This window comes from Curtobacterium sp. MCLR17_007 (genome assembly GCF_003234655.2).
Taxonomy (GTDB): Bacteria; Actinomycetota; Actinomycetes; order Actinomycetales; family Microbacteriaceae; genus Curtobacterium.
This window is the reverse complement of the sequence record NZ_CP126271.1, coordinates 2,157,250-2,177,723: the sequence shown is the minus strand read 5'-3', so window position 1 is coordinate 2,177,723 and position 20,474 is coordinate 2,157,250. Positions and strand designations below refer to the sequence as shown.

General features: G+C 72.5%; 14 protein-coding genes and 1 tRNA gene. 10 read left to right on the top strand and 5 right to left on the bottom strand.

What is annotated here, in order from left to right; all coding sequences use genetic code 11:
- Positions 1-198: 198 nt before the first annotated feature.
- Positions 199-390 carry a hypothetical protein gene (locus DEJ13_RS10350; RefSeq protein WP_056125872.1) on the top strand — a complete coding sequence of 64 codons (192 nt, stop codon included), beginning with the start codon at positions 199-201 and terminating at the stop codon, positions 388-390.
- Between the two features lie 107 nt (positions 391-497).
- Positions 498-1,682 carry a GNAT family N-acetyltransferase gene (locus tag DEJ13_RS10345; RefSeq protein ID WP_181437060.1) on the top strand — a complete coding sequence of 395 codons (1,185 nt, stop codon included), beginning with the start codon at positions 498-500 and terminating at the stop codon, positions 1,680-1,682.
- Here DEJ13_RS10345 and DEJ13_RS10340 read toward each other — a convergent pair.
- The 5 genes from DEJ13_RS10340 to DEJ13_RS10320 all read right to left on the bottom strand — a co-directional run bounded on the left by DEJ13_RS10340 (position 1,679) and on the right by DEJ13_RS10320 (position 9,082).
- A complete protein-coding gene (locus DEJ13_RS10340; protein ID WP_235515561.1) occupies positions 1,679-3,013 on the bottom strand; it encodes a M1 family metallopeptidase in 1,335 nt (444 codons plus the stop codon). The genes DEJ13_RS10345 and DEJ13_RS10340 overlap by 4 nt on opposite strands.
- Before the next feature lie 8 nt (positions 3,014-3,021).
- Positions 3,022-6,951 carry a Pls/PosA family non-ribosomal peptide synthetase gene (locus tag DEJ13_RS10335; protein WP_111107204.1) on the bottom strand — a complete coding sequence of 1,310 codons (3,930 nt, stop codon included), beginning with the start codon at positions 6,949-6,951 and terminating at the stop codon, positions 3,022-3,024.
- Positions 6,952-6,995: 44 nt separating this feature from the next.
- Positions 6,996-8,039: a Gfo/Idh/MocA family protein gene (locus DEJ13_RS10330; RefSeq protein ID WP_111107205.1), complete on the bottom strand. Its 1,044-nt coding sequence runs from the start codon at positions 8,037-8,039 to the stop codon at positions 6,996-6,998.
- Positions 8,040-8,341: 302 nt separating this feature from the next.
- Positions 8,342-8,413 (bottom strand) — tRNA-Arg (locus DEJ13_RS10325).
- A gap of 99 nt (positions 8,414-8,512) precedes the next feature.
- Positions 8,513-9,082, bottom strand: coding sequence for a hypothetical protein (locus DEJ13_RS10320; RefSeq protein ID WP_146245256.1), 570 nt, complete (start codon positions 9,080-9,082; stop codon positions 8,513-8,515).
- Between the two features lie 89 nt (positions 9,083-9,171).
- Between DEJ13_RS10320 and argS the strand changes: the two genes are divergently transcribed.
- The 8 genes from argS (at position 9,172) to prfA (ending at position 20,462) form a co-directional block, all read left to right on the top strand.
- Positions 9,172-10,788, top strand: coding sequence for an arginine--tRNA ligase (gene argS / locus DEJ13_RS10315; protein WP_502868733.1), 1,617 nt, complete (start codon positions 9,172-9,174; stop codon positions 10,786-10,788).
- Positions 10,789-11,065: 277 nt separating this feature from the next.
- Entirely contained in the window at positions 11,066-11,827 is a 762-nt protein-coding gene (locus DEJ13_RS10310) for an LmeA family phospholipid-binding protein (protein ID WP_111107208.1), read from the top strand.
- A 63-nt stretch (positions 11,828-11,890) separates the two neighbouring features.
- A complete protein-coding gene (gene lysA / locus DEJ13_RS10305) occupies positions 11,891-13,312 on the top strand; it encodes a diaminopimelate decarboxylase (RefSeq protein WP_111107209.1) in 1,422 nt (473 codons plus the stop codon).
- Between the two features lie 28 nt (positions 13,313-13,340).
- Entirely contained in the window at positions 13,341-14,648 is a 1,308-nt protein-coding gene (locus DEJ13_RS10300; protein WP_111107234.1) for a homoserine dehydrogenase, read from the top strand.
- Positions 14,649-14,736: 88 nt separating this feature from the next.
- Entirely contained in the window at positions 14,737-15,816 is a 1,080-nt protein-coding gene (gene thrC, locus DEJ13_RS10295; RefSeq protein ID WP_056124053.1) for a threonine synthase, read from the top strand.
- A 44-nt stretch (positions 15,817-15,860) separates the two neighbouring features.
- Complete coding sequence (gene thrB, locus DEJ13_RS10290; protein ID WP_111107235.1) at positions 15,861-16,805, top strand: homoserine kinase; 945 nt, start codon at positions 15,861-15,863, stop codon at positions 16,803-16,805.
- A gap of 204 nt (positions 16,806-17,009) precedes the next feature.
- Positions 17,010-19,376 carry a transcription termination factor Rho gene (rho, locus tag DEJ13_RS10285; RefSeq protein ID WP_111107210.1) on the top strand — a complete coding sequence of 789 codons (2,367 nt, stop codon included), beginning with the start codon at positions 17,010-17,012 and terminating at the stop codon, positions 19,374-19,376.
- A 3-nt stretch (positions 19,377-19,379) separates the two neighbouring features.
- Positions 19,380-20,462, top strand: a complete 1,083-nt coding sequence (prfA, locus tag DEJ13_RS10280) for a peptide chain release factor 1 (protein WP_056124057.1) — start codon at positions 19,380-19,382, stop codon at positions 20,460-20,462.
- The last annotated feature ends 12 nt before the right edge of the window (positions 20,463-20,474 follow it).

The window sequence follows — 20,474 nt, the reverse complement described above, 5'->3', positions numbered from 1 at the left end:
GCGCCGCGGCCCCGGATCCCCGGTGTCACCGCGCCAGGAGCGCCGTCGCCCGGAGTCTATCCAGGGGGCGCACGGTTCTGTCGGATTCCCCCAGGACCTGTGGAGAGAGTGGTGCGGGGACGTCGCTTGTCCCCCGTCGGGAGTAGGATCGGACATGACCGTTTCGACGACGAAAGGGGTCGACAGATGGAACGTACGATGAACACGGAGGTCGTCCCGCTCGAGGACGGCTTCCACCGGGTGTCAACACCCGCCAGTGGCGTGATCGGCTTCGTGCGCGAGCACGACGGCCGCTACGAGGTCCTCCGGGGCCGCGTCCGCCAGGCCACCCGGTCCGAGGGGCTCTACTCCACGATGAACGTGGCGCTGATCGCCCTCACCCACGCCTAGACGAGCACACCAGTATGAACGACCCGACCGAGACGCCGCCGGACCCCGGCGGCGTCTCGTCGTCCGCTCGACCGTCGCGGCTCCGTCCGCACCCGTACGGTGGGGACGTGGATGAGTCAGCGGTCTCGGTCCGCGTGACGGGTCGCGGTCCCGACGACGCGGCCGACCGGGAGGCCCTGCGCGCGTTCGTCGCATCGGTGACCGGCGCGCACCTCGCCACGACGGCCGTCGGCCGTCGGTGTCCGCACTGCCGCGGCACCGACCACGGTCGCCCGTGGGCGACCGTCGACGGCGAGCCGGTCGAGGTCAGCCTGGCGAGGGCGCCCGGGGCGGTCGCACTCGCGGTCGGCCCCCGGACCTCCGGCAGGGCGACGCCCGGCAACCGGACGCCCGCGCCACCGAGGGTGGACGATGGAGCGATCGGTGTCGACCTCGAACGCCGCAGCCGGCTGGTCGCGGCACCGCTCGACGATGCGTTCACGCCCGGCGAGCTCCGACGGTCCGGCGGTGACCCGGCAGCGTTGACGGCCTGCTGGGCTGCCAAGGAAGCGGTGCTCAAGCGCGACGGGCGCGGCCTGCGGGTCGACCCCGCGTCGGTCGACGTCGACCTCGCCCGGGGCGCAGCGACCCTCGGCACCGCCGAGTACCCCGTGCACGTCCGCTGGCTCGACGAGGACCTGGTGGTCGCGGTGTCCTGCACCGGCCCGGTCCAGGTCGAGGACCACCGGGGGCCGTCCGCCGTCCGCGACCTCGCCGCCGACGACGTCAATGCCCTGCAGCAGCTGCTCGAGTCGGTGCCGACCTACTCCGAGCGGGTGACCGGCTACCCGCCGGGGCCGTCCGACGCACTCTCCGCCCTCATCACGGTGCCGCCGGGGTTCGACCCGGCGGGCAAGCTGGGCATCGGGCTGTGGGACGGCCCGGAGCTGGTGGCCTTCGCCGACGTCCTGATCGGGTACCCCGACCCGGCGACCGCGTACATCGGGCTGCTCGTCGTGCACGGCAGGCGCCACGGACAGGGCCTCGGCCGGAGCATGCACGACGCGGTGCTCGCCCGGGTCCGCGGTGTCAGCGGTGTCGAGCGGATCCGGCTGGGGATCGTGGCGACCAACGCCGCGGTCGCGGAGCCGTTCTGGCGCGCCCTCGGCTACCGGCCGAACGGCGTCGTGCAGCCGCACCGGTACGACCGGTTCGAGAGCACCGTCGCGCTCTGGGAGCGTCCCGTCGGCAGCGGCAGCGGCAGCGGCAGCGGCAGCGGCAACGTCAGCCGCAGGGGCAACGTCAGCGGCTAGGGCAGCTCGGGCACGGTCGGCTCGTCGACCCACGGGCCGAGGACTGCTCGGACCCGGTCGGCGTCGGTGCCGGACGCCTCGACGAAGGCGTCGACGACGTCGTCCGGTGCGACCGTGCCGTGGCGGTGCCGGTCCGTGACGGTCCAGAGTCCGGAGAAGAACGCCTCGTCACCCAGGGTCCGACGCAGCGCGTGCAGGGCCAGGGCGCCGCGCTTGTAGACGCGGTCATCGAACATGTCCGCCGCGCCCGGGTCCCCGACGACCAGGTCCGCGGGCTGCTCGAGCAGGCCGGCGCGGTGCTGCGCTGCCAGGGCGTCGGCCGTGTCACCGCCGCGGTGCTCGGACCAGAGCCACTCGGCGTAGCAGGCGAAGCCCTCGTGCAGCCAGATGTCCCGCCAGCGACCGAGCGTCACGGAGTTGCCGAACCACTGGTGGGCGAGCTCGTGCGCGATGAGCCGGTCGGTGCCGTGCTCGCCGTCGACGTGGTTGCGGCCGAACACGGCCAGCCCGTGGGCCTCGAGCGGGATCTCCAGCTCGTCGTCGGTCACCACGACGCCGTAGGCGGGGAACGGGTAGGGGCCGAACCGGTCGGCGTACAGGGCGAGCATCTCGGGGACCTGCCCGAAGTCGGTCTTCGCCGCCGAGGCCAGGTCAGCCGGGTGGTGCAGGGTGACGGGGACCGGTCCGCCGCGGAGTTCGTGCGTGCGGTAGCGACCGATCTGCACCGTCGCCAGGTACGTCGCCATCGGCTCGGTCGTGGCGAAGGTCCAGCGCGTCCCGCGCCCGGCGCGCTCCTTGCCGAGCAGCTGGCCGTTCGCGACGACGTCGTACCCGGCCTCGCAGGTGATCTCGAAGCGGTAGGTGGCCTTGTCGTCGGGCCGGTCGTTGCATGGGAACCAGGACGGCGCACCGGTGGGCTGGGCGGCGACGATGACACCGTCGGTCAGCTCCTCCCACCCGATCTGTCCCCACGGACTGCGCAGGGGCCGCGGGGCACCCCGGTAGCGCACGTGCAGGGTGAACTCCGCACCGGCATCGATCGGCGTGGCCGGTGTAACCGTCAGCTTGTGGATGCCGGACGAGGTCTTCTTCGCGCGGACCCCGTCGACGTCGACCCGGTCCACCGACATCCCGTGCAGGTCGAGCACGACCCGGTCCAGCGCCGTGTCCGCGGTCGCCGTGATCGTCGCGGTGCCGTCGAACCGGTTCGTCGCGACGCGGTAGTCGACGCGGAGCTCGTAGTGGCTCGCGCTCCAGCGGCGGTCACCGCTGTGCGGCGTGTACGGGTCGGGGTCGGCGGCCGTCGGCGCGGCGGTGGTGATCGGCTTCACGGTGCCGGTCAGTCTGCCACGACGACGGAGTCGGGGACCGGGGCGGCGACGAGGGGTGTCCACGGGGCGCTGTCCCACGGCGAGATCGGGTTGCCCGCCCACGAGGTCCCGGCCGGCACCTGCTCGCCACGCATCACGAGCGACGCCGGCGCGACCGTCGCTCCGGCACCGATGCCGGCCGCCGGCAGGATCACGCTGTGCGGACCGAGCGTGCCGCCGGCGTCGACCGTCACGGTGTCGAGCTGCATCACCCGGTCGTGGAACAGATGTGTCTGCACGACCGTCCCGCGGGAGACCGTCGCCCCGTCGCCGATCGTGACCAGGTCGGCCTCGGGCAGCCAGTACGTCTCGCACCACACCCCGCGTCCGATCGTCGCCCCCAGGCTGCGCAGCCACGCGGCGAGCGCCGGCGTCCCCGTCGCCTGTTCGGCGAACCACGGACGGGCGACGGTCTCCACGAAGGTGTCCTGCACCTCGTTCCGCCAGACGAACGAGGACCACAGCGGGTGTTCCCGCGCGGCGATCCGGCCGACGAACGCCCACTTGGCGGCGGTCGACACCACGGCGGCGACGGCACCGGCGACGACGAGGACCGGCGCGGTGAGCAGGACCGTCCACCCGAACCCGACGGCGGACCACGACGCCAGCAGGGTCCCGCAGACGGCGAGCGCGATCGCGCCGGACACCATCGGGGCGACGAGCCGCAGGAGCTCCCAGCAGCCGCGGGCGACACGGAGCCCGCGGGACGGACGGAAGGTGCGTTCCTCGTCGAACGTCGTGACCGCGCGCCGCAGTCGCACGGGCGGGGAGCCGAGCCACGAGGACCCGCGCTTGGCCTTCTTCGGGACGGCGGAGAGCACCGCGACCAGGGCCTCGCGCGGGACGGACCGTCCCGCGCCCGTCATGCCGCTGTTGCCGAGGAACGCCCGGCGACCGACCTTCGACCTGCCGATCGTCACCCGACCACCACCGAGCTCGTAGGTGGCGACCATCGTGTCGTCGGCCAGGAACGCCCCCGACGCGATCTGGGTCAGGGACGGCAGCAGCAACACCGTGGAGATCTCGGTGTTCCGTCCGACCCGTGCCCCGAGCAGCCGGAGCCACAGGGGCGTCACCAGGCTGGCGTACAGCGGGAACAGCAGCGTGCGGGCCGCGTCGAGGACCCGCTCGGTGCACCACGCCTGCCACCCGATCCGCGACCGCACCGGGTGTCGACCCTCGTGCAGGCCGATGCCGAGCAGCCGGACGACGCCGACGACCAGGCCGGCGTACACGACCCCGGCGACGACCGTGGCCAGCGGCACGAGTGCCAGCGCGTGCCCGACGGCGGAGCCCAACGACTGCGCGCGCCCGACCAGGGCGGCGGTGACCAGCAGACCCACCGCGACCCCGACCACCGGCAGCCCGGCCACGGCCACGGAGCCGGCCCCGTACGCGACCAGCCACCGCCGGCCGGGCGCGGGGCGTTCCTCCCGTCCGTGCCGGGCCGACCCGACGCGTTCCGCAGGGGATCCCGCCCAGCGTTCGCCGTCTGGCACGGACCCGGTGACGGCGGAACCGGGTTCGATCTCGGCGCCCGCGCCGACGACCGCGCCGGGCAGCAGGGTGGTGCGGCTGCGCACGACGGCGTCCGGGCCGACCCGCACCCGGCCCAGCCGGAAGACGTCGCCGTCCACCCAGTGTCCGGCCAGGTCGACCTCGGGTTCGATCGACGCGCGCTTGCCGATGGTGAGCATCCCGGTCACCGGGGGCAGCGTGTGCAGGTCGACGCCCTGCCCGATCCGCGCGCCGAGCGCACGGGCGTAGTAGTTGATCCACGGCGCACCCGCGGTCGAGGGACCGTCGACGGCCTCGGCGATCCGTTCCGCGAGCCACACCCGCACGTGCACCGACCCGCCACGGGGGTGGTCGCCCGGACGGACCCCGAGCAGCACGAGCCGTACCAGCACCACCGTCACGGCCATCTTGCCGATCGGCGTCACGAACACCAGCAGCGCGAGCACCAGCGCCGGCCAGGGCAGCGTCGGCAGGAACGGCAGCGTCGTCGCGTGCAGGACCTCGGCGACCAGCGCCGTCCACGTCAGGACCCGCAGGCCGCGGAGCACCTGCACCGGCAGGCCGAGCAGCGTCATCGCGATCCCCGTCGCCGGCGGTGTGGGCCGCACGTCCCGGTGCGCCGCCGCGACGGGACCCGAGGCGTCGAGCGCGTCCGCGAGGGCCCCGATCCGCGGGTGGTCGTAGACGTCGGCCACGGTCGTCGCGGGGTAGCGCTCCCGGATGGCGGAGACGAGCTGCGCCGCGGTCAGCGAACCGCCGCCGTGCGCGAAGAAGTCGTCGTCTTCGCCCGTGACCGGCACGCCCAGGATCGCGGCCCACCGCTCCGCGATCCACGTCACGGTCGGCGGGAGCGCCGCCGTCGCCCCGTCACCGGTCAGCGGCCAGGGGAGTGCCGCACGGTCGACCTTGCCCGACGTCCGGGTCGGCAGCGAGTCGACCACGGCCAGCAGCGGCACGAGCGCCGCCGGCAGCTCCTGCCGCAACCGGGCGTTCGCGGCGCTCGTGTCGATCGTGGCACCGGCGACCGGGGCGACGTACCCGACCAGCACCTGGTTGCCCGCGGGGGTCCGCTGCACGACGGCCGCACCCCCGGCCACGCCGTCGAGCGCCTGCAGCGCCGCGTCGACCTCGCCCAGCTCGATGCGTCGACCGCCGAGCTTGACCTGGTCGTCCGCGCGACCCTGGAACACCAGCCCCTCGGGGTCGTACCGCACCAGGTCCCCGCTCCGGTACGCCCGGTCCCACCCGAGCTGCGGGAACGGCGCGTACTTCTCGGCGTCCTTCGCCGGGTCGAGGTACCGACCGAGTCCCACCCCACCGATCACGAGCTCCCCGACCTCGCCCGGCGCGACCCGCTGCCCGGCCGCGTCCACGACCGCCAGGTCCCACCCGTCGAGCGGCAGGCCGATCCGGACCGGCGAGGACCCGTCCATCAGCGCACCACACGCGACGACGGTGGCCTCGGTCGGACCGTAGGTGTTCCAGAGCTCCCGGTCGCGGCTCGCGATCCGCGCGGCCAGCTCCGGCGGGCAGGCCTCCCCACCGAAGATCACCAACCGCACCTGCTCGAGGGCGTCGTCCGGCCACAGCGCGGCCAGCGTCGGGACCGTCGACACCACGGTGATCCCGTGCACGATCAACCACGGCCCGAGGTCGACCCCGGTCCGCACCAGCGACCGCGGCGCCGGCACCAGGCACGCCCCGTGCCCCCACGCCAGCCACATCTCCTCGCACGACGCGTCGAACGCCACGCTGAGCCCGGCCAGCACCCGGTCGCCCGGCCCGATCGGCGCCTGCTGCAGGAACATCCGGGCCTCGGCGTCCACGAACGCCGCAGCCGACCGGTGGGTCACCGCGACGCCCTTCGGCACCCCCGTCGACCCCGACGTGAAGATGACCCACGCGTCGTCATCGGCGGTGGGTGCGGTGGCGCTCGCCGCGGGGTCGACGACGGGGGACTCGGGCGCGTCGGCACGGCCAGAGGCCCGCAGCACCCCGCCCGCACCGATCACGCCGGCGACCCGCGCCTCGCCGAACACGAGCGTCGCGCGTTCTTCCGGGTCGTCCGCGTCGACGGGCACGTAGGCGGCTCCGGCGGCCAGCACCGCCAGGATCGAGACATAGAGCTCACGGCTGCCCGAGGGGATCCGGATGCCCACGCGGTCGCCGGGCTGCACGCCCCGTCGGGCCAGGTCGTCGGCCCGTCCCGCGACGAGCTGCACGAGTGACCGGTAGTCGACCGCGCCGTCGGCGTCCTCGAGCGCGAACGCCTCGGGATGCGCCTCCGCCGTCGCACGGAGCACGTCGAGCAGGGTGCGCGCATCGGGTGCGGCACCACCGCGGGTGAGCTCGGTCTGCGGGTTCCCGGTGGCGACGGTCATCGAGTCCTCTTCCCGGTCGTGTGCAGGCCGACCGGCCCGTGATCCTAGGGGGCCGAGGTGTCCTGCTGGGGAACGTCGAGTGCCGCGCGGGCCGCGTCGAGCGCTTCGGCGACCCCGATCGCGTCGTTGAGCGAGTGGACCGGTGAATCCGTCCGGCCGTCGGCGACGTACCGCGCGAGCGCCGCGGCCTGCCAGACCAGTCCCTGTCGGCCACGCAGCCCGGTCGGCTCGGACCAGCGGTCGGCGTCTGCGCCACGGTGCACCGCGAACGAGGCCGGGAACACGAAGTGGTCGGTGTACCGGAGGGTCGCCGCGCTGCCCGCGATCATCGCCAGGCCGGGGGTCCACGCGGTGATCGACGTGGTCACCACGGCCTGCGCGCCGCCGGTCGCGCGCGACACCGTCACGGACTGGAGGTCCACCCCGCCGTCCGAGACCGCTCCGGTCGTGCGGCTGGTCACCGGGGCGCCGGTGGCGAAGCGTGCGAACCAGTGGCTGTAGACGCCGGCGTCGAGCAGCGCACCGCCTCCCGCGGCGGGGTCGAACATGCGGTCGCCCGGGTCAGCGGGGTCGTGCGGCCAACCGACGTCGACGGTCGCGAGCCGGACGTCGCCGAGCGTGCCGTCGGCCAGCAGGCGCGCGACGACCGTGGTGCCCGGCAGGTACCGGGTCCACATGGCCTCCATCGCGAGCACGCCGGCCTCGCGGGCCGCGGCGGCCAGGCGACGGGTGTCGGCTCCGGACGTGGTCATCGGCTTCTCGACCAGGACGTGCTTGCCGGCCGCGATCGCGAGCAGGGCGTGTTCGAGGTGCTGCGGGTGAGGCGACGCGACGTAGACGACGTCGACCGCGGGATCGGCGACGAGGGCCTCGTACGAGTCGTGGGCGGACGGCACACCGTGGCGTGCGGCGAAGGCGGCGGCGCGCTCGGCGGACCGCGAGCCGACGGCGACGACGCGCTGGTCGGAGTTGGCGTGCAGCGTGCCCGTGAAGTCGTTCGCGATCTCCCCGGGACCGATCACGCCCCAGCGGAGGACTGGCCCACCCCGCAGTGGCTCGACCGCAGGTTCCGGGAACACGAACGTCATGGCCGCGACGCTACCCGCACACCCGCCCGCCCCGAGGTTCCACAATTCGCGCATCTCGCCGCCCAGTACCGACGACTCGAGCACCCTGGGCGTACCTGAGCGGCAAGTCGTGCGACCTCGAACATGACGCTGGACGTCGGACCACGGTCGCGGCCCGCCGCGATGTCGATCGCAGCAGATCGAGCGCAGCGGCGGACTTGGTCTACCGGCGGTACCCACGGGGATTGGTCGCGGCCTGCCGCGATGTCGCGCGCTGCCGACCGAGCGCAGCGAGGACGACAGCTTGCGCGGGAATGTCTCTGTGCCCCCAGGAGGATTCGAACCTCCGCCCCTGCCTCCGGAGGGCAGTGCTCTATCCCCTGAGCTATGGGGGCCCTGGGGTGTGATCAACCGTAGCAGGTCCCCACCGCCCGACCGGACCACCCGTCGGGGCGGCAGCCGCGGTGCGGAGGCGAGCCGGGCCTCCCGTCCGGTCAGCCTGCTGGCGTGGCCGACGCGCTCGGTGTGAGTGCCTGGCGGGCGGCGTCGACGACGGGCTGTGCGGTGCCCGGTTCGGTGAAGAGGGTCGACGACGTGGTGATCCAGTACGGGTCGGCGAAGGCGTCCGCACGGCCGACGTCGTGGGTCAGGGCGAAGTACCCCTCGACCGTGTAGGTCGGGACCGAGCCACCCCGGTCGAACAGCGCGTCCTTCAGGTTCGTGAGCGACTTCTCAGGCAGTTCGGCGACGGCCAGGGTGATCGTGACCGAGGGGTCGTCGGCCTCCTGCCAGACGCACACCCGGCCGTGCTGCTCGGCGATGCGGGCCGCGGGGGAGCCCTTGGCGGGTGTCGCCGACGTGTCGCGGGTGAACCGTTCGCCGTAGACCGTGAACGTCTCCGCGGGGACGAGTTGTGCGCACGTCTGGTCGACGCTGCTGCCGGTCGCGGCACTCGGTGAGGTCGTGGGGGAGGCGCCGCCACCGGAGCAGGCGGCGAGGACGAGGGCGGCTGGGACGGCGAGCGCAGCGACGCTGATCGCCCGGGCGGGTCGTCGGGTGGTCATGCGGCCCATGATGCTGCATGTCCCCGGTAGACTCGTATGCCGTGACTCCTGCCGAACTCTCCACCGCGTACCTGTCGATCCTGACCGGGATCGTCGACCGACGTGGGGCCTCCGACACCGTGACGGTCCAGGAGTCGCACGCAGCGCTCGAGCGGCCGAAGAACCGGGCGCACGGCGACTGGGCGTCGAACGCGGCGATGCAGCTGGCGAAGCGCCTCGGCACGAACCCGCGTGCGCTCGCGACCGAGATCGCCGGCGAGCTGACCGAGCTCGACGGTGTCGCGTCGGTCGACGTCGCCGGCCCGGGCTTCATCAACATCACGCTCGAGGCTGCCGCCGCTGGCGAGGTCGCCCGCACGATCGTCGACCAGGGCGAGGCCTTCGGCCGCGGGGACCTGTACGACGGCGTCCGGATCGACCTCGAGTTCGTCTCCGCGAACCCGACCGGCCCGATCCACATGGGCGGCGTGCGGTGGGCGGCCGTGGGCGACAGCCTGGCGCGGGTCTTCCAGGCGCAGGGCGGCCTCGTCACCCGCGAGTACTACTTCAACGACCACGGCAACCAAATCGACCGGTTCGCCCGGTCGCTCGTGGCATCGGCGCTCGGCGAGCCCACGCCCGAGGACGGCTACGGCGGTGCCTACATCGGCGAGATCGCCGCGCGGGTGATGGCGACGTACGACGGTGACGTCCGCGACCTGCCCCGTGCCGAGGCGCAGGAGCTGTTCCGCCGCGAGGGCGTCGACTTCATGTTCACCGACATCAAGCAGTCACTGCACGAGTTCGGTGTGGACTTCGACGTCTACTTCCACGAGAACGCGCTGCACGAGTCGAAGGCCGTCGAGCGCGCCATCGAGCGGCTGCGGTCGCTCGGCAAGATGTACGAGGCCGAGGGTGCACTGTGGCTGCGCACGACCGACTTCGGCGACGACCGCGACCGCGTGGTCATCAAGTCCGACGGTGAGCCCGCGTACATCGCCGGCGACCTGGCGTACTACCTCGACAAGCGCGAGCGCGGGTTCGAGCGGAACCTGATCATGCTCGGCGCCGATCACCACGGCTACGTCGGTCGCATGATGGCGATGTGTGCGGCGTTCGGTGACGAACCGGGCACGAACCTCGAGATCCTCATCGGCCAGATGGTGAACCTCCTCAAGGACGGCGAGCCGATGCGCATGTCCAAGCGCAACGGCACGGTGGTCACGATGGAGGACCTCGTCGACGCCGTGGGGGTCGACGCAGGCCGGTACTCGCTCGTGCGGTTCGCCAGCGACACCGCGATCGACATCGACCTCGACCTGCTGACCAAGCGCACGAACGACAACCCCGTCTTCTACGTCCAGTACGCCCACGCCCGCACGCAGTCGGTCGCGCGGAACGCCGCCGCGTCCGGTGTCGACCGGTCGGTGTTCGACGCCGCGCTGCTGACCCACGACACCGAGAGCGCGCTCCTCGGCGCCCTGGCGGAGTACCCGAGCGTGGTGCGCCGCGCCGCCGAACTCCGCGAGCCGCACCGCATCGCCCGCTTCATCGAGCAGCTCGCCGGGCTGTACCACCGCTGGTACGATGCCTGCCGCGTCACGCCGCTCGGCGACGAGCCCGTGACGGACCTGCACCGCACCCGGCTCTGGCTGAACGACGCGACCGGCCAGGTCGTGCGGAACGGCCTCGGCCTGCTCGGGGTGAGCGCTCCCGAGCGCATGTAGTGCCACGCGCCGCGGCAGCACGGTCGGCCGACGTCGCACAACGGAACGCAGCTCGCACCACGTGATCCCGTGGTGCGAGCTGCTTCCTGTTGTGCGACACCGATCCGCACCGCGACCGCGGGACCGCACCTCGGCGCGACCGCGACCGCGGTACCGCGCGACCGCGCCCGCCGCGCGACCGCACCTCCGCGCGACGGCACCGCCGCGCGACGGCGCCTGCCGGACGCGACCCGGGCCTCCCGGGTGGCTGACGGTGGACGCTGGCAGGGTGGGACGTATGTCCACCGCCACCGCAACCCCGGAGTCGCGCCACCGCGGCCGCACCGTGACCATCGTGGTCCTCGTCATCGTCGTGGTCCTCGCCGTGCTCGTCGTCGTGGCGGAGTTCGTCCTGCGCGGCGTGGTGGACCGGATCATCGCGCAGCAGGTCGAACAGTCGCTGCCGGAGGGCACGAAGGGCACGGTGCAGGCGCACGCCGACGGTGTGGTCATCCCGCAGCTCATCAGTGGCACGCTCGACGACGTCTCGATCTCGTCACGCAGGATCACGGTCGACGGCATCCCGCTCGCCGCCGACGTCACGGTGCACGACGTCCCGGTCGACGGCAAGGGCGACGTGCACGACGTCGACGGCACGGTGACGCTCGCCTCCGGCAGCGTCAAGGACCTGGCGAAGTACAGTCCGCTCTTCGACCGGCTCTCGCTCACCGACGGCGGGGTGCAGCTGTCCGGGTCGACCGCGGTGCTCGGGTACGACATCGGGTACCTGGCGCAGGGGTCGGTGACGGCGCAGAGCGACGGCAGGGGCATCACGATCACACCGAAGACGGTGCGCATCACGAACTCGGCGCTCGACCTCAAGGTGGACAGCATCCCGGGCGTCACGGACACACCGGTGCCGGTCTGCACCGCCAAGTTCCTGCCGGAGGCGCTCCGGGTCCGCTCGCTCGACGTCACGGCGTCCCGTGCCGAGGTGCGCATCACCGCGGACCAGCTGCCGCTCAGCGAGCAGGGACTGCAGACCACGGGCACCTGCTGACCTGTCCACAGGTCGCGTGCCGCCGGACGGGAGGCCCCGCTCGGCTCGCTAGGATCGGGTCCCGTGAGCGAGAACCCACTTGCCCCGCCGCGGCTGCGGTCCCCGGCTGACGCCTCCGCGCTGACCGCGCGGATCTGGCCGGCCTCCGCGACGCGGACCGACGACGGCTCCCTGGCGGTGGGCGGCATCACCGCCACCGACCTCGTCGAGCAGTTCGGCACCCCGCTCTACGTGGTCGACGAGCACGACGTGCAGTCGCGTGCGGTCCGGGTGCGGAACGCGTTCACCGAGGCGTTCGGGCGCATCGGCAGCCGCGCGCACGTCTACTACGCCGCCAAGGCGTTCCTCACGACCCAGGTCGCCGCGTGGATGACCGAAGCGGACCTGCGACTCGACGTCTGCACCGCCGGTGAGATCGCTGTGGCTCTGGCCGGCGGCGCCGACCCCGCGCTGATGGGCTTCCACGGCAACGACAAGTCCGACGCCGAGATCGCCCGGGCGGTCGAGATCGGTCTCGGCACGATCGTGCTCGACTCGCACGAGGAGATCGGTCGCGTCGCGGATGCCGCCCGAGCCGCCGGCGTCGTCCAGCGGGTGCGCATCCGGATCAACAGCGGTGTGCACGCCTCGACCCACGAGTACCTGGCGACGGCGCGCGAAGACCAGAAGTTCGGCATCCCCCTGACCGAGGCGGTGCAGGCGGCCGAGGCGATCCGCGCCCTCCCGTCGCTGGCGTTCGTCGGGCTGCACTCGCACATCGGCTCGCAGATCTTCGACGAGTCCGGGTTCCGCGAAGCCGCACGTCGCCTGATGGACGTGCACGCCACGCTGGTGCGCACGGGTCCGGTGCCCGAGCTCAACCTCGGCGGCGGCTGGGGCATCGACTACACCGATGCCGACTCGGCGTTCGAACCCGAGGACATCGCCGACGCGCTGGCGGCCATCGTGGCCGAGGCCTGCGCCGAGCGGGACATCCCCGTGCCGGACGTCGCGGTCGAGCCGGGGCGGTACATCGTCGGACCCGCCGGCGTCACGCTCTACCGGGTCGGCACGATCAAGCCCGTCCAGCTCGAGGTCGACGGCGGTGGCAGTGCCACGCGCACCTACGTCTCCGTCGACGGGGGCATGAGCGACAACGCCCGCCCGGCGCTCTACGGTGCCGAGTACACGGCGCGGCTCGCCCGCACCTCGGACGCCGACGCGGTCCTGACCCGTGTGGTCGGCAAGCACTGCGAGAGCGGCGACGTGGTGGTCCACGACGAGTACCTGCCCGGCGACGTGCACCGCGGCGACCTGCTGGCGGTCGCGGCGACCGGTGCCTACTGCTGGAGCCTCGCGAGCAACTACAACCACGTCGGCCGTCCGCCGGTCGTCGCGGTGGCCGACGGGCGAGCCCGTATCCTCGTCCGTGGCGAGGGCATCGACGACCTCCTCGCCCGCGACACCGGGGTGTCACCGATGGCCGCAGCCGATGCCGCACGGTGAGACCCGAGACCCGGAAGAAACGCACCACATGATCGAATACCGCAACGTCCGCGTCGCGCTGCTCGGAGCCGGCTCCGTCGGTTCGCAGGTCGCACGCCTCCTGCTCGAGCACGGTGACGAGCTCGCCTCGCGCGCCGGCGCCGGGCTCGAACTCGTGGGCATCGCCGTCCGCGACCTCGACGCCCAGCGCGACGTCGACCTGCCGCGCGAGCTGTACACGACGGACGCGCAGTCGCTCATCCTCGGAGCGGACATCGTGGTCGAGCTGATCGGCGGCATCGAGCCCGCACGCACCCTCGTGCTGCAGGCGCTGCAGTCGGGGGCCGACGTCGTGACCGGCAACAAGGCCCTGCTCGCCACACACGGACCCGAGCTCTTCGCCGCGGCTGAGCAGGTCGGCGCACAGCTCTACTACGAGGCCGCCGTCGCCGGGGCGATCCCGATCATCCGTCCGCTGCACGACTCGCTCGCCGGCGACCGCATCGTCCGGATCATGGGCATCGTCAACGGCACGACGAACTTCATCCTCGACCTGATGGACCGGCAGGGCAGCACCTTCGAGGACGCGCTCGCCACCGCGACCGAGCTGGGGTACGCCGAGGCCGACCCGACGGCCGACATCGAGGGGTACGACGCCGCGCAGAAGGCGGCGATCCTCGCGTCGATCGCGTTCCACACCTCGGTGCCGCTCGTCGCCGTGCACCGCGAGGGCATCACCGCGATCACGATCGAGCAGGTCCGGGCCGCGCGCAAGGCCGGCTACGTGGTGAAGATCCTGGCGACCTGCGAGCGGCTGACCGATGCCGACGGCCGCGAAGGCGTCAGCGCGCGGGTCTACCCGGCACTGGTGCCCGAGTCGCACCCGCTCGCCAGCGTCCACGGCGCGAAGAACGCCGTGTTCGTCGAGGCCGAGGCCGCCGGCGACCTGATGTTCTACGGCGCAGGTGCCGGCGGGGTCGAGACGGCCTCGGCCGTGCTCGGCGACCTGGTCTCGGCCGCCCGCCGACACGTCATCGGTGGCCCCGGCATCGCCGAGTCGACGCAGTCCGCCCTGCCGGTGTTCCCGATCGGCACGGTCCGCACGAGCTACCAGATCACCCTGCTCGTGGCCGACGCCCCCGGGGTGCTCTCGACCGTCGCGGGCATCCTCGCGGCACACGGCGTCAGCGTCGAGACGGTCGAGCAGTCGAGCGCCCACGGCGACGGCGGCACGGCGACCCTGGTCATCGGCACCCACCAGGCGCGCGAATCGGACCTCGCCGACACGGTCGTCGCCCTGCGCGGCGAGGACGTCGTCACCGAGGTCACGAGCGTCCTGCGCGTCATCGGCGCCTGACCCAGACCAAGACCAAGCCCCATGCCGGGGCCCGGGCCCTGACCCAGACCACCACCAGCACCGCACCACCGACAGAGAGAGAACCCCGATGGCCCACCAGTGGCAGGGAGTCCTGCGCGAGTACGCCGACCGACTCGACGTGACCGAGGCGACGCCCATCGTCACGCTGGGCGAGGGCGGCACGCCGCTCATCCCGGCACGCCGACTGTCCGAGCGCACCGGTGCCGACGTCTGGATCAAGTTCGAGGGCATGAACCCGACGGGGTCGTTCAAGGACCGCGGCATGACGATGGCGATCTCGAAGGCCGTCGAGCACGGGGCCAAGGCGGTCATCTGCGCGTCGACCGGCAACACGAGCGCCTCTGCCGCCGCGTACGCCACGCACGCCGGCATCACCGCCGCGGTGCTCGTGCCCGAGGGCAAGATCGCGATGGGCAAGCTCAGCCAGGCCGTCGCGCACGACGCCCAGCTGCTGCAGGTGCAGGGCAACTTCGACGACTGCCTCGACATCGCGCGCGACCTCGCTGCAAACTACCCGGTGCACCTGGTCAACTCGGTCAACAACGACCGCATCGAGGGCCAGAAGACCGCGGCGTTCGAGGTCGTCGACGTCCTGGGCGACGCCCCGGACTTCCACTTCCTGCCGGTCGGCAACGCCGGCAACTACACCGCCTACTCGCGCGGTTACCGCGAGGACGTCGCCGCCGGCCGCTCCAGCCGGATGCCGCGCATGTTCGGGTTCCAGGCCGCCGGCGCCGCCCCGATCGTGTCGGGCGAGGTCGTCCCGCACCCCGAGACCATCGCGTCGGCGATCCGCATCGGCAACCCGGCGTCGTGGAAGTACGCGCTCGAGGCCCGCGAGGAGACGGACGGCTACTTCGGCGCGATCAGTGACGCCGGCATCCTCGCCGCGCACCGGATCCTGTCGGCCGAGGTCGGGGTCTTCGTCGAGCCCGCGTCGGCCATCGGCGTCGCCGGACTGCTCGAGCGTGCCGACGCCGGCCAGGTCCCGAAGGGCGCGAAGGTCGTCATCACGGTCACCGGCCACGGCCTCAAGGACCCGCAGTGGGCGCTCAAGACCGAGGACGGCGGCGACGTCACCCCGACGAGCGTGCCCGTCGACACCGCGGCGATCGCCGACGTGCTCGGACTGGTCGGCGCCGCGTGAGCACCGACCGTCCGTCCGGAGCGGGACGGGGCTCGACCGCCCGCATCGCCGTACCGGCCGGACGGGCGGTGCGCGTCCGCGTGCCGGCGACCTCGGCCAACCTCGGCCCGGGGTTCGACTCCCTGGGGCTGGCGCTCTCGCTCTACGACGAGGTCGAGGTCCGCGTGCGGCCGCAACCGGGCGCGACGGTCACGGTGCAGGGGGTCGGGGCGGGTGAGGTCGCGACCGACGACACGAACCTGGTGGTGCGCGCGGTCCGTCGTGGTCTCGAGCATGCCGGAGTCGAGCAGCCCGGTCTCGAGCTCAGCGCGGTCAACGCGATCCCGCACGGCCGCGGTCTGGGGTCCTCCGCCGCCGCGATCGTCGCCGGACTGATGGCCGCGCGGGGGCTGCTCGAGGGGATCGTCGACCTCGACGCCTCGACCCTGCTGACGCTCGCCACCGAGATGGAGGGGCATCCGGACAACGTCGCACCGGCGCTGTTCGGCGGCCTGACGATCGCGTGGATGACACCCGACGGTCCCGCGTACAAGCGCCTGCTGGTGCACCGCGGCGTCTCGCCCGTGGTCTTCGTGCCGACCTCCACGCTGTCGACGAAGCTCGCGCGGTCCCTGCAGCCCGACAGCGTGCCGCACGCCGATGCCGCGTTCAACGTGTCGCGCTCGGCGCTGCTCGTCGCCGCGCTGATCCAGAGCCCCGAGCTCCTGCTCGCCGCGACCGAGGACCGACTGCACCAGACGTACCGCGCGAGTGCGATGCCCGAGACCGACGTGCTCATCCGCCTGCTCCGGCAGCACGGCCTGGCCGCCGTCGTCTCCGGCGCCGGACCCAGCCTGCTCGTGCTCGGCAGCGACCCGGCGCAGCGTCTGACCGCGGCGGCGCTGCTGGAACGACACGCCGAAACCACCTGGCGGCCGCTCATGCTGGCCGTCGATCTCGGTGGTGCTACAGTGAACGCGCACCCGGCGAACGACCTCGGACGCTCGTAGCGCGGCTTCGAGCCGGCATGAACACCGTGCCAGCACGAACCAGCCAGCATGAACTCCAGGTCCCCGCAGGTGTGATCTCCCTCAGATCACCGCTTCCCGGTCCGTCGTCTGAACGGCGGCCGTCGCACTCACGATGCTGTTGCATCCGCGCGGGAAGTCGGTGGAAACTCTCCGCGCTCTGCGGTTCGGAAGGAACACAGCACTGTGACCAACGTCAACAACTCCACCGCCTCGGTGGAGATCCCCAGCGACCTGCGCGCACTCCGTCTGCCGGAACTGCAGCGGATCGCGTCCGCCCTCGGCATCACCGGGCTCTCGAAGCTGCGCAAGGGCGACCTCATCGCCTCGATCGAGGACCGCCGTCCCGCCGACTCCGCGACCGGCGCCGGTGCCGCTGCGGCGTCCGAGACCCTGACCCTGCCGGAGCCCGACGCCGTGGCACCGACGGACGAGGCGATCCCCGCCGCGGCCCGTGCGCCGCGGTCACGCGCGCCGAAGAGCCAGACACCGACCGAGGCCCCCAGCGCCGAAGCCCCCAGCGCCGAAGCCCCCAGCGCCGAGGCACCCACTGCCGACACCGAGGCACCCTCGCGTGCTCGTCGCTCGCGTCGTGCCACGTCCGGCGGCACCGTGACGACGGCCCCGACCACCGCGGCCGACCACACCAACCACGGCCACACCGGCACCGAGGACCTGCTCGCGGGCCTCGACCAGGTCCGCGCCGAGAAGGACGCGCAGGAAGCCCAGTCGGGTGGCCAGCGCCGTCGTCGCGGGCAGAAGGCCGAGCCGGCCCAGTCGACCGAGCAGCCGGAGCAGCCCCAGTCCGGCGCACCGTCCCAGTCGCAGTCGGCTTTGCAGCCGCAGCCGCAGTCGGCGTCGCGGCCGCAGTCGGCCGAGCAGCAGGACCAGGCCGGTCATGACGACCAGGCCGACGACCAGCAGGGCACCGACCAGCACGGCGACCAGCAGAACGACGCCGACGGCGGCCCCCGTCGCGGCCGTCGCAGCCGTGGTCGCGGCCGTGGCCGTGGGCAGAACGCCGAGCAGTCGGGCGAGCAGCAGGCCGATGACCAGCAGCAGAACGGCCGCCAGAACGGTCGTGGCAACCAGAACCAGAACCAGAACCAGAACCAGGCCCAGAACCACGCCGACGCGAAGCAGGACGACGCCGAGGACCAGGCCGACCAGCAGCCGAAGCAGCAGAACGGCCGCCAGAAGCAGCAGGGTCAGCAGAAGCAGGCGCCGAACCAGAACCAGCAGCAGAACGGCCAGGCGCAGGCGCAGGCCCAGCGCGAGGACGGGCAGCGCCGCCAGGAGGACGAGGCCGAGAACGGTCGCAGCCGCCGTCAGCGCGACCGCAAGCGCGGCCGCGGCGGGCAGAACGACGAGTTCGAGCCGGAGATCACCGAGGACGACGTCCTGATCCCGGTCGCGGGCATCCTCGACGTCCTCGACAACTACGCCTTCGTGCGGACGACCGGGTACCTGCCGGGTCCGAGCGACGTCTACGTCTCCCTGGGCCAGGTGAAGAAGTACCACCTGCGCAAGGGCGACGCCGTCGTCGGTGCGATCAAGCAGCCGCGTGACAACGAGCAGCAGAGCCGCCAGAAGTACAACGCGCTGGTCAAGATCGACACGATCAACGGCCAGACCGCTGACGAGGCCGGCGCTCGCGTCGACTTCCAGGACCTCACGCCGCTGTACCCGAACGAGCGCCTGCGTCTCGAGACCGCTCCGGAGAAGCTGAGCACGCGGATCATCGACCTGGTGTCGCCGATCGGCAAGGGCCAGCGCGGCCTGATCGTCTCGCCGCCCAAGGCCGGCAAGACCGTCGTGCTGCAGGCCATCGCGAACGCGGTCTCGAAGAACAACCCCGAGGCGCACCTGATGGTCGTGCTGGTCGACGAGCGGCCCGAAGAGGTCACCGACATGCAGCGCACGGTGAAGGGCGAGGTCATCGCCTCGACCTTCGACCGCCCCGCCGAGGACCACACCACGGTCGCCGAGCTCGCCATCGAGCGTGCGAAGCGCCTGGTCGAGCTGGGCCACGACGTGGTCCTGCTGCTCGACTCGATCACCCGCCTGGGCCGCGCGTACAACCTGTCCACCCCGCCGTCGGGCCGCGTGCTCTCCGGTGGCGTCGACTCCGCCGCGCTGTACCCGGCCAAGCGCTTCTTCGGCGCCGCCCGCAACATCGAGAACGGCGGCTCGCTGACCATCCTCGCCACAGCGCTCGTCGAGACCGGGTCGAAGATGGACGAGGTGATCTTCGAGGAGTTCAAGGGCACCGGCAACATGGAGCTGCGCCTGAACCGCCACCTCGCGGACAAGCGGATCTTCCCGGCCGTCGACGTGAACGCCTCGGGCACCCGTCGCGAGGAGCAGCTGCTCTCCGCCGACGAGGTCACGATCACCTGGCGCCTGCGTCGTGCCCTGGCCGGGCTCGACCCGCAGCAGGCGCTCGAGATCGTGCTGCGGAACCTCAGGGAGACGCAGTCGAACGTCGAGTTCCTGGTGCAGGTGCAGAAGTCGGTCCCCGCGACCGGGCACCACGCCGGACACCAGGAGTAACGCGTGTTCGAGTCGGTGGCAGGGCTGCTGGCGGAACACGAGGACCTGACGCAGCAGCTGTCGGACCCCGCGCTCCACGCCGATGCGGCCCGGGCGAAGAAGGTCAACCGGCGCTACGCCGAGCTGAACCGGATCAAGTCCGCCTACGAGTCCTGGACGGCGGCGGGGGACGACCTCGCCGCCGCCCGGGAGCTCGCGAAGGAGGACTCGGCGTTCGCGGACGAGGTCCCCGGGCTCGAGGAGCAGCTCGCCGAGCGCCAGGAGCGCCTGCGTCGCCTGCTCGTCCCGCGCGACCCGGACGACGGTCGCGACGTCATCATGGAGATCAAGGGCGGCGAAGGCGGCGAGGAGTCGGCGCTGTTCGCGGCCGACCTGCTGCGCATGTACTCGCACTACGCCGAGTCCAAGGGCTGGAAGACCGAGCTCCTCGAGCGCACCGAGAGCGACCTCGGCGGCTACAAGGACGTCCAGGTCGCGATCAAGTCGAACTCGACCGACCCGGCCCAGGGCGTGTGGGCGCACCTCAAGTACGAGGGTGGCGTGCACCGTGTCCAGCGTGTGCCGGCGACCGAGTCCCAGGGGCGCATCCACACCTCGACGACGGGTGTGCTCGTCTTCCCCGAGGTCGACGAGCCCGAAGAGGTCGAGATCAACCAGAACGACCTGAAGATCGACGTCTACCGCTCGTCCGGCCCCGGTGGCCAGTCCGTCAACACGACGGACTCCGCGGTGCGCATCACCCACCTGCCGACCGGCATCACGGTGGCGATGCAGAACGAGAAGTCGCAGCTGCAGAACCGGGAGGCGGGGATGCGCGTCCTGCGTGCCCGCATCCTGGCGAAGCAGCAGGAGGAGCTCGACGCCCTGGCGTCGGACGCCCGTCGGTCGCAGATCCGGGGCATGGACCGCTCGGAGCGGATCCGGACCTACAACTTCCCGGAGAACCGGATCGCGGACCACCGCACCGGGTACAAGGCGTACGACCTGGACCGCGTGATGAACGGTGCGCTCGAGCCCGTCATCGAGTCGGCCATCCGTGCGGACGAAGAGGCACGTCTGGCCGCCGTCGGCGACCAGACCGCCTAGGACCAGCCTGGA

Excerpts from the sequence above, each read along its gene's own strand:
- DEJ13_RS10350 (WP_056125872.1), top strand. The coding sequence starts at position 199 with ATGAACACGGAGGTCGTCCCGCTCGAGGACGGCTTCCACCGGGTGTCA.
- DEJ13_RS10335 (WP_111107204.1), bottom strand. The coding sequence starts at position 6,951 with ATGACCGTCGCCACCGGGAACCCGCAGACCGAGCTCACCCGCGGTGGT.
- DEJ13_RS10330 (WP_111107205.1), bottom strand. The coding sequence starts at position 8,039 with ATGACGTTCGTGTTCCCGGAACCTGCGGTCGAGCCACTGCGGGGTGGG.
- DEJ13_RS10320 (WP_146245256.1), bottom strand. The coding sequence starts at position 9,082 with ATGACCACCCGACGACCCGCCCGGGCGATCAGCGTCGCTGCGCTCGCC.
- DEJ13_RS10310 (WP_111107208.1), top strand. The coding sequence starts at position 11,066 with ATGTCCACCGCCACCGCAACCCCGGAGTCGCGCCACCGCGGCCGCACC.
- DEJ13_RS10300 (WP_111107234.1), top strand. The coding sequence starts at position 13,341 with ATGATCGAATACCGCAACGTCCGCGTCGCGCTGCTCGGAGCCGGCTCC.
- thrC (WP_056124053.1), top strand. The coding sequence starts at position 14,737 with ATGGCCCACCAGTGGCAGGGAGTCCTGCGCGAGTACGCCGACCGACTC.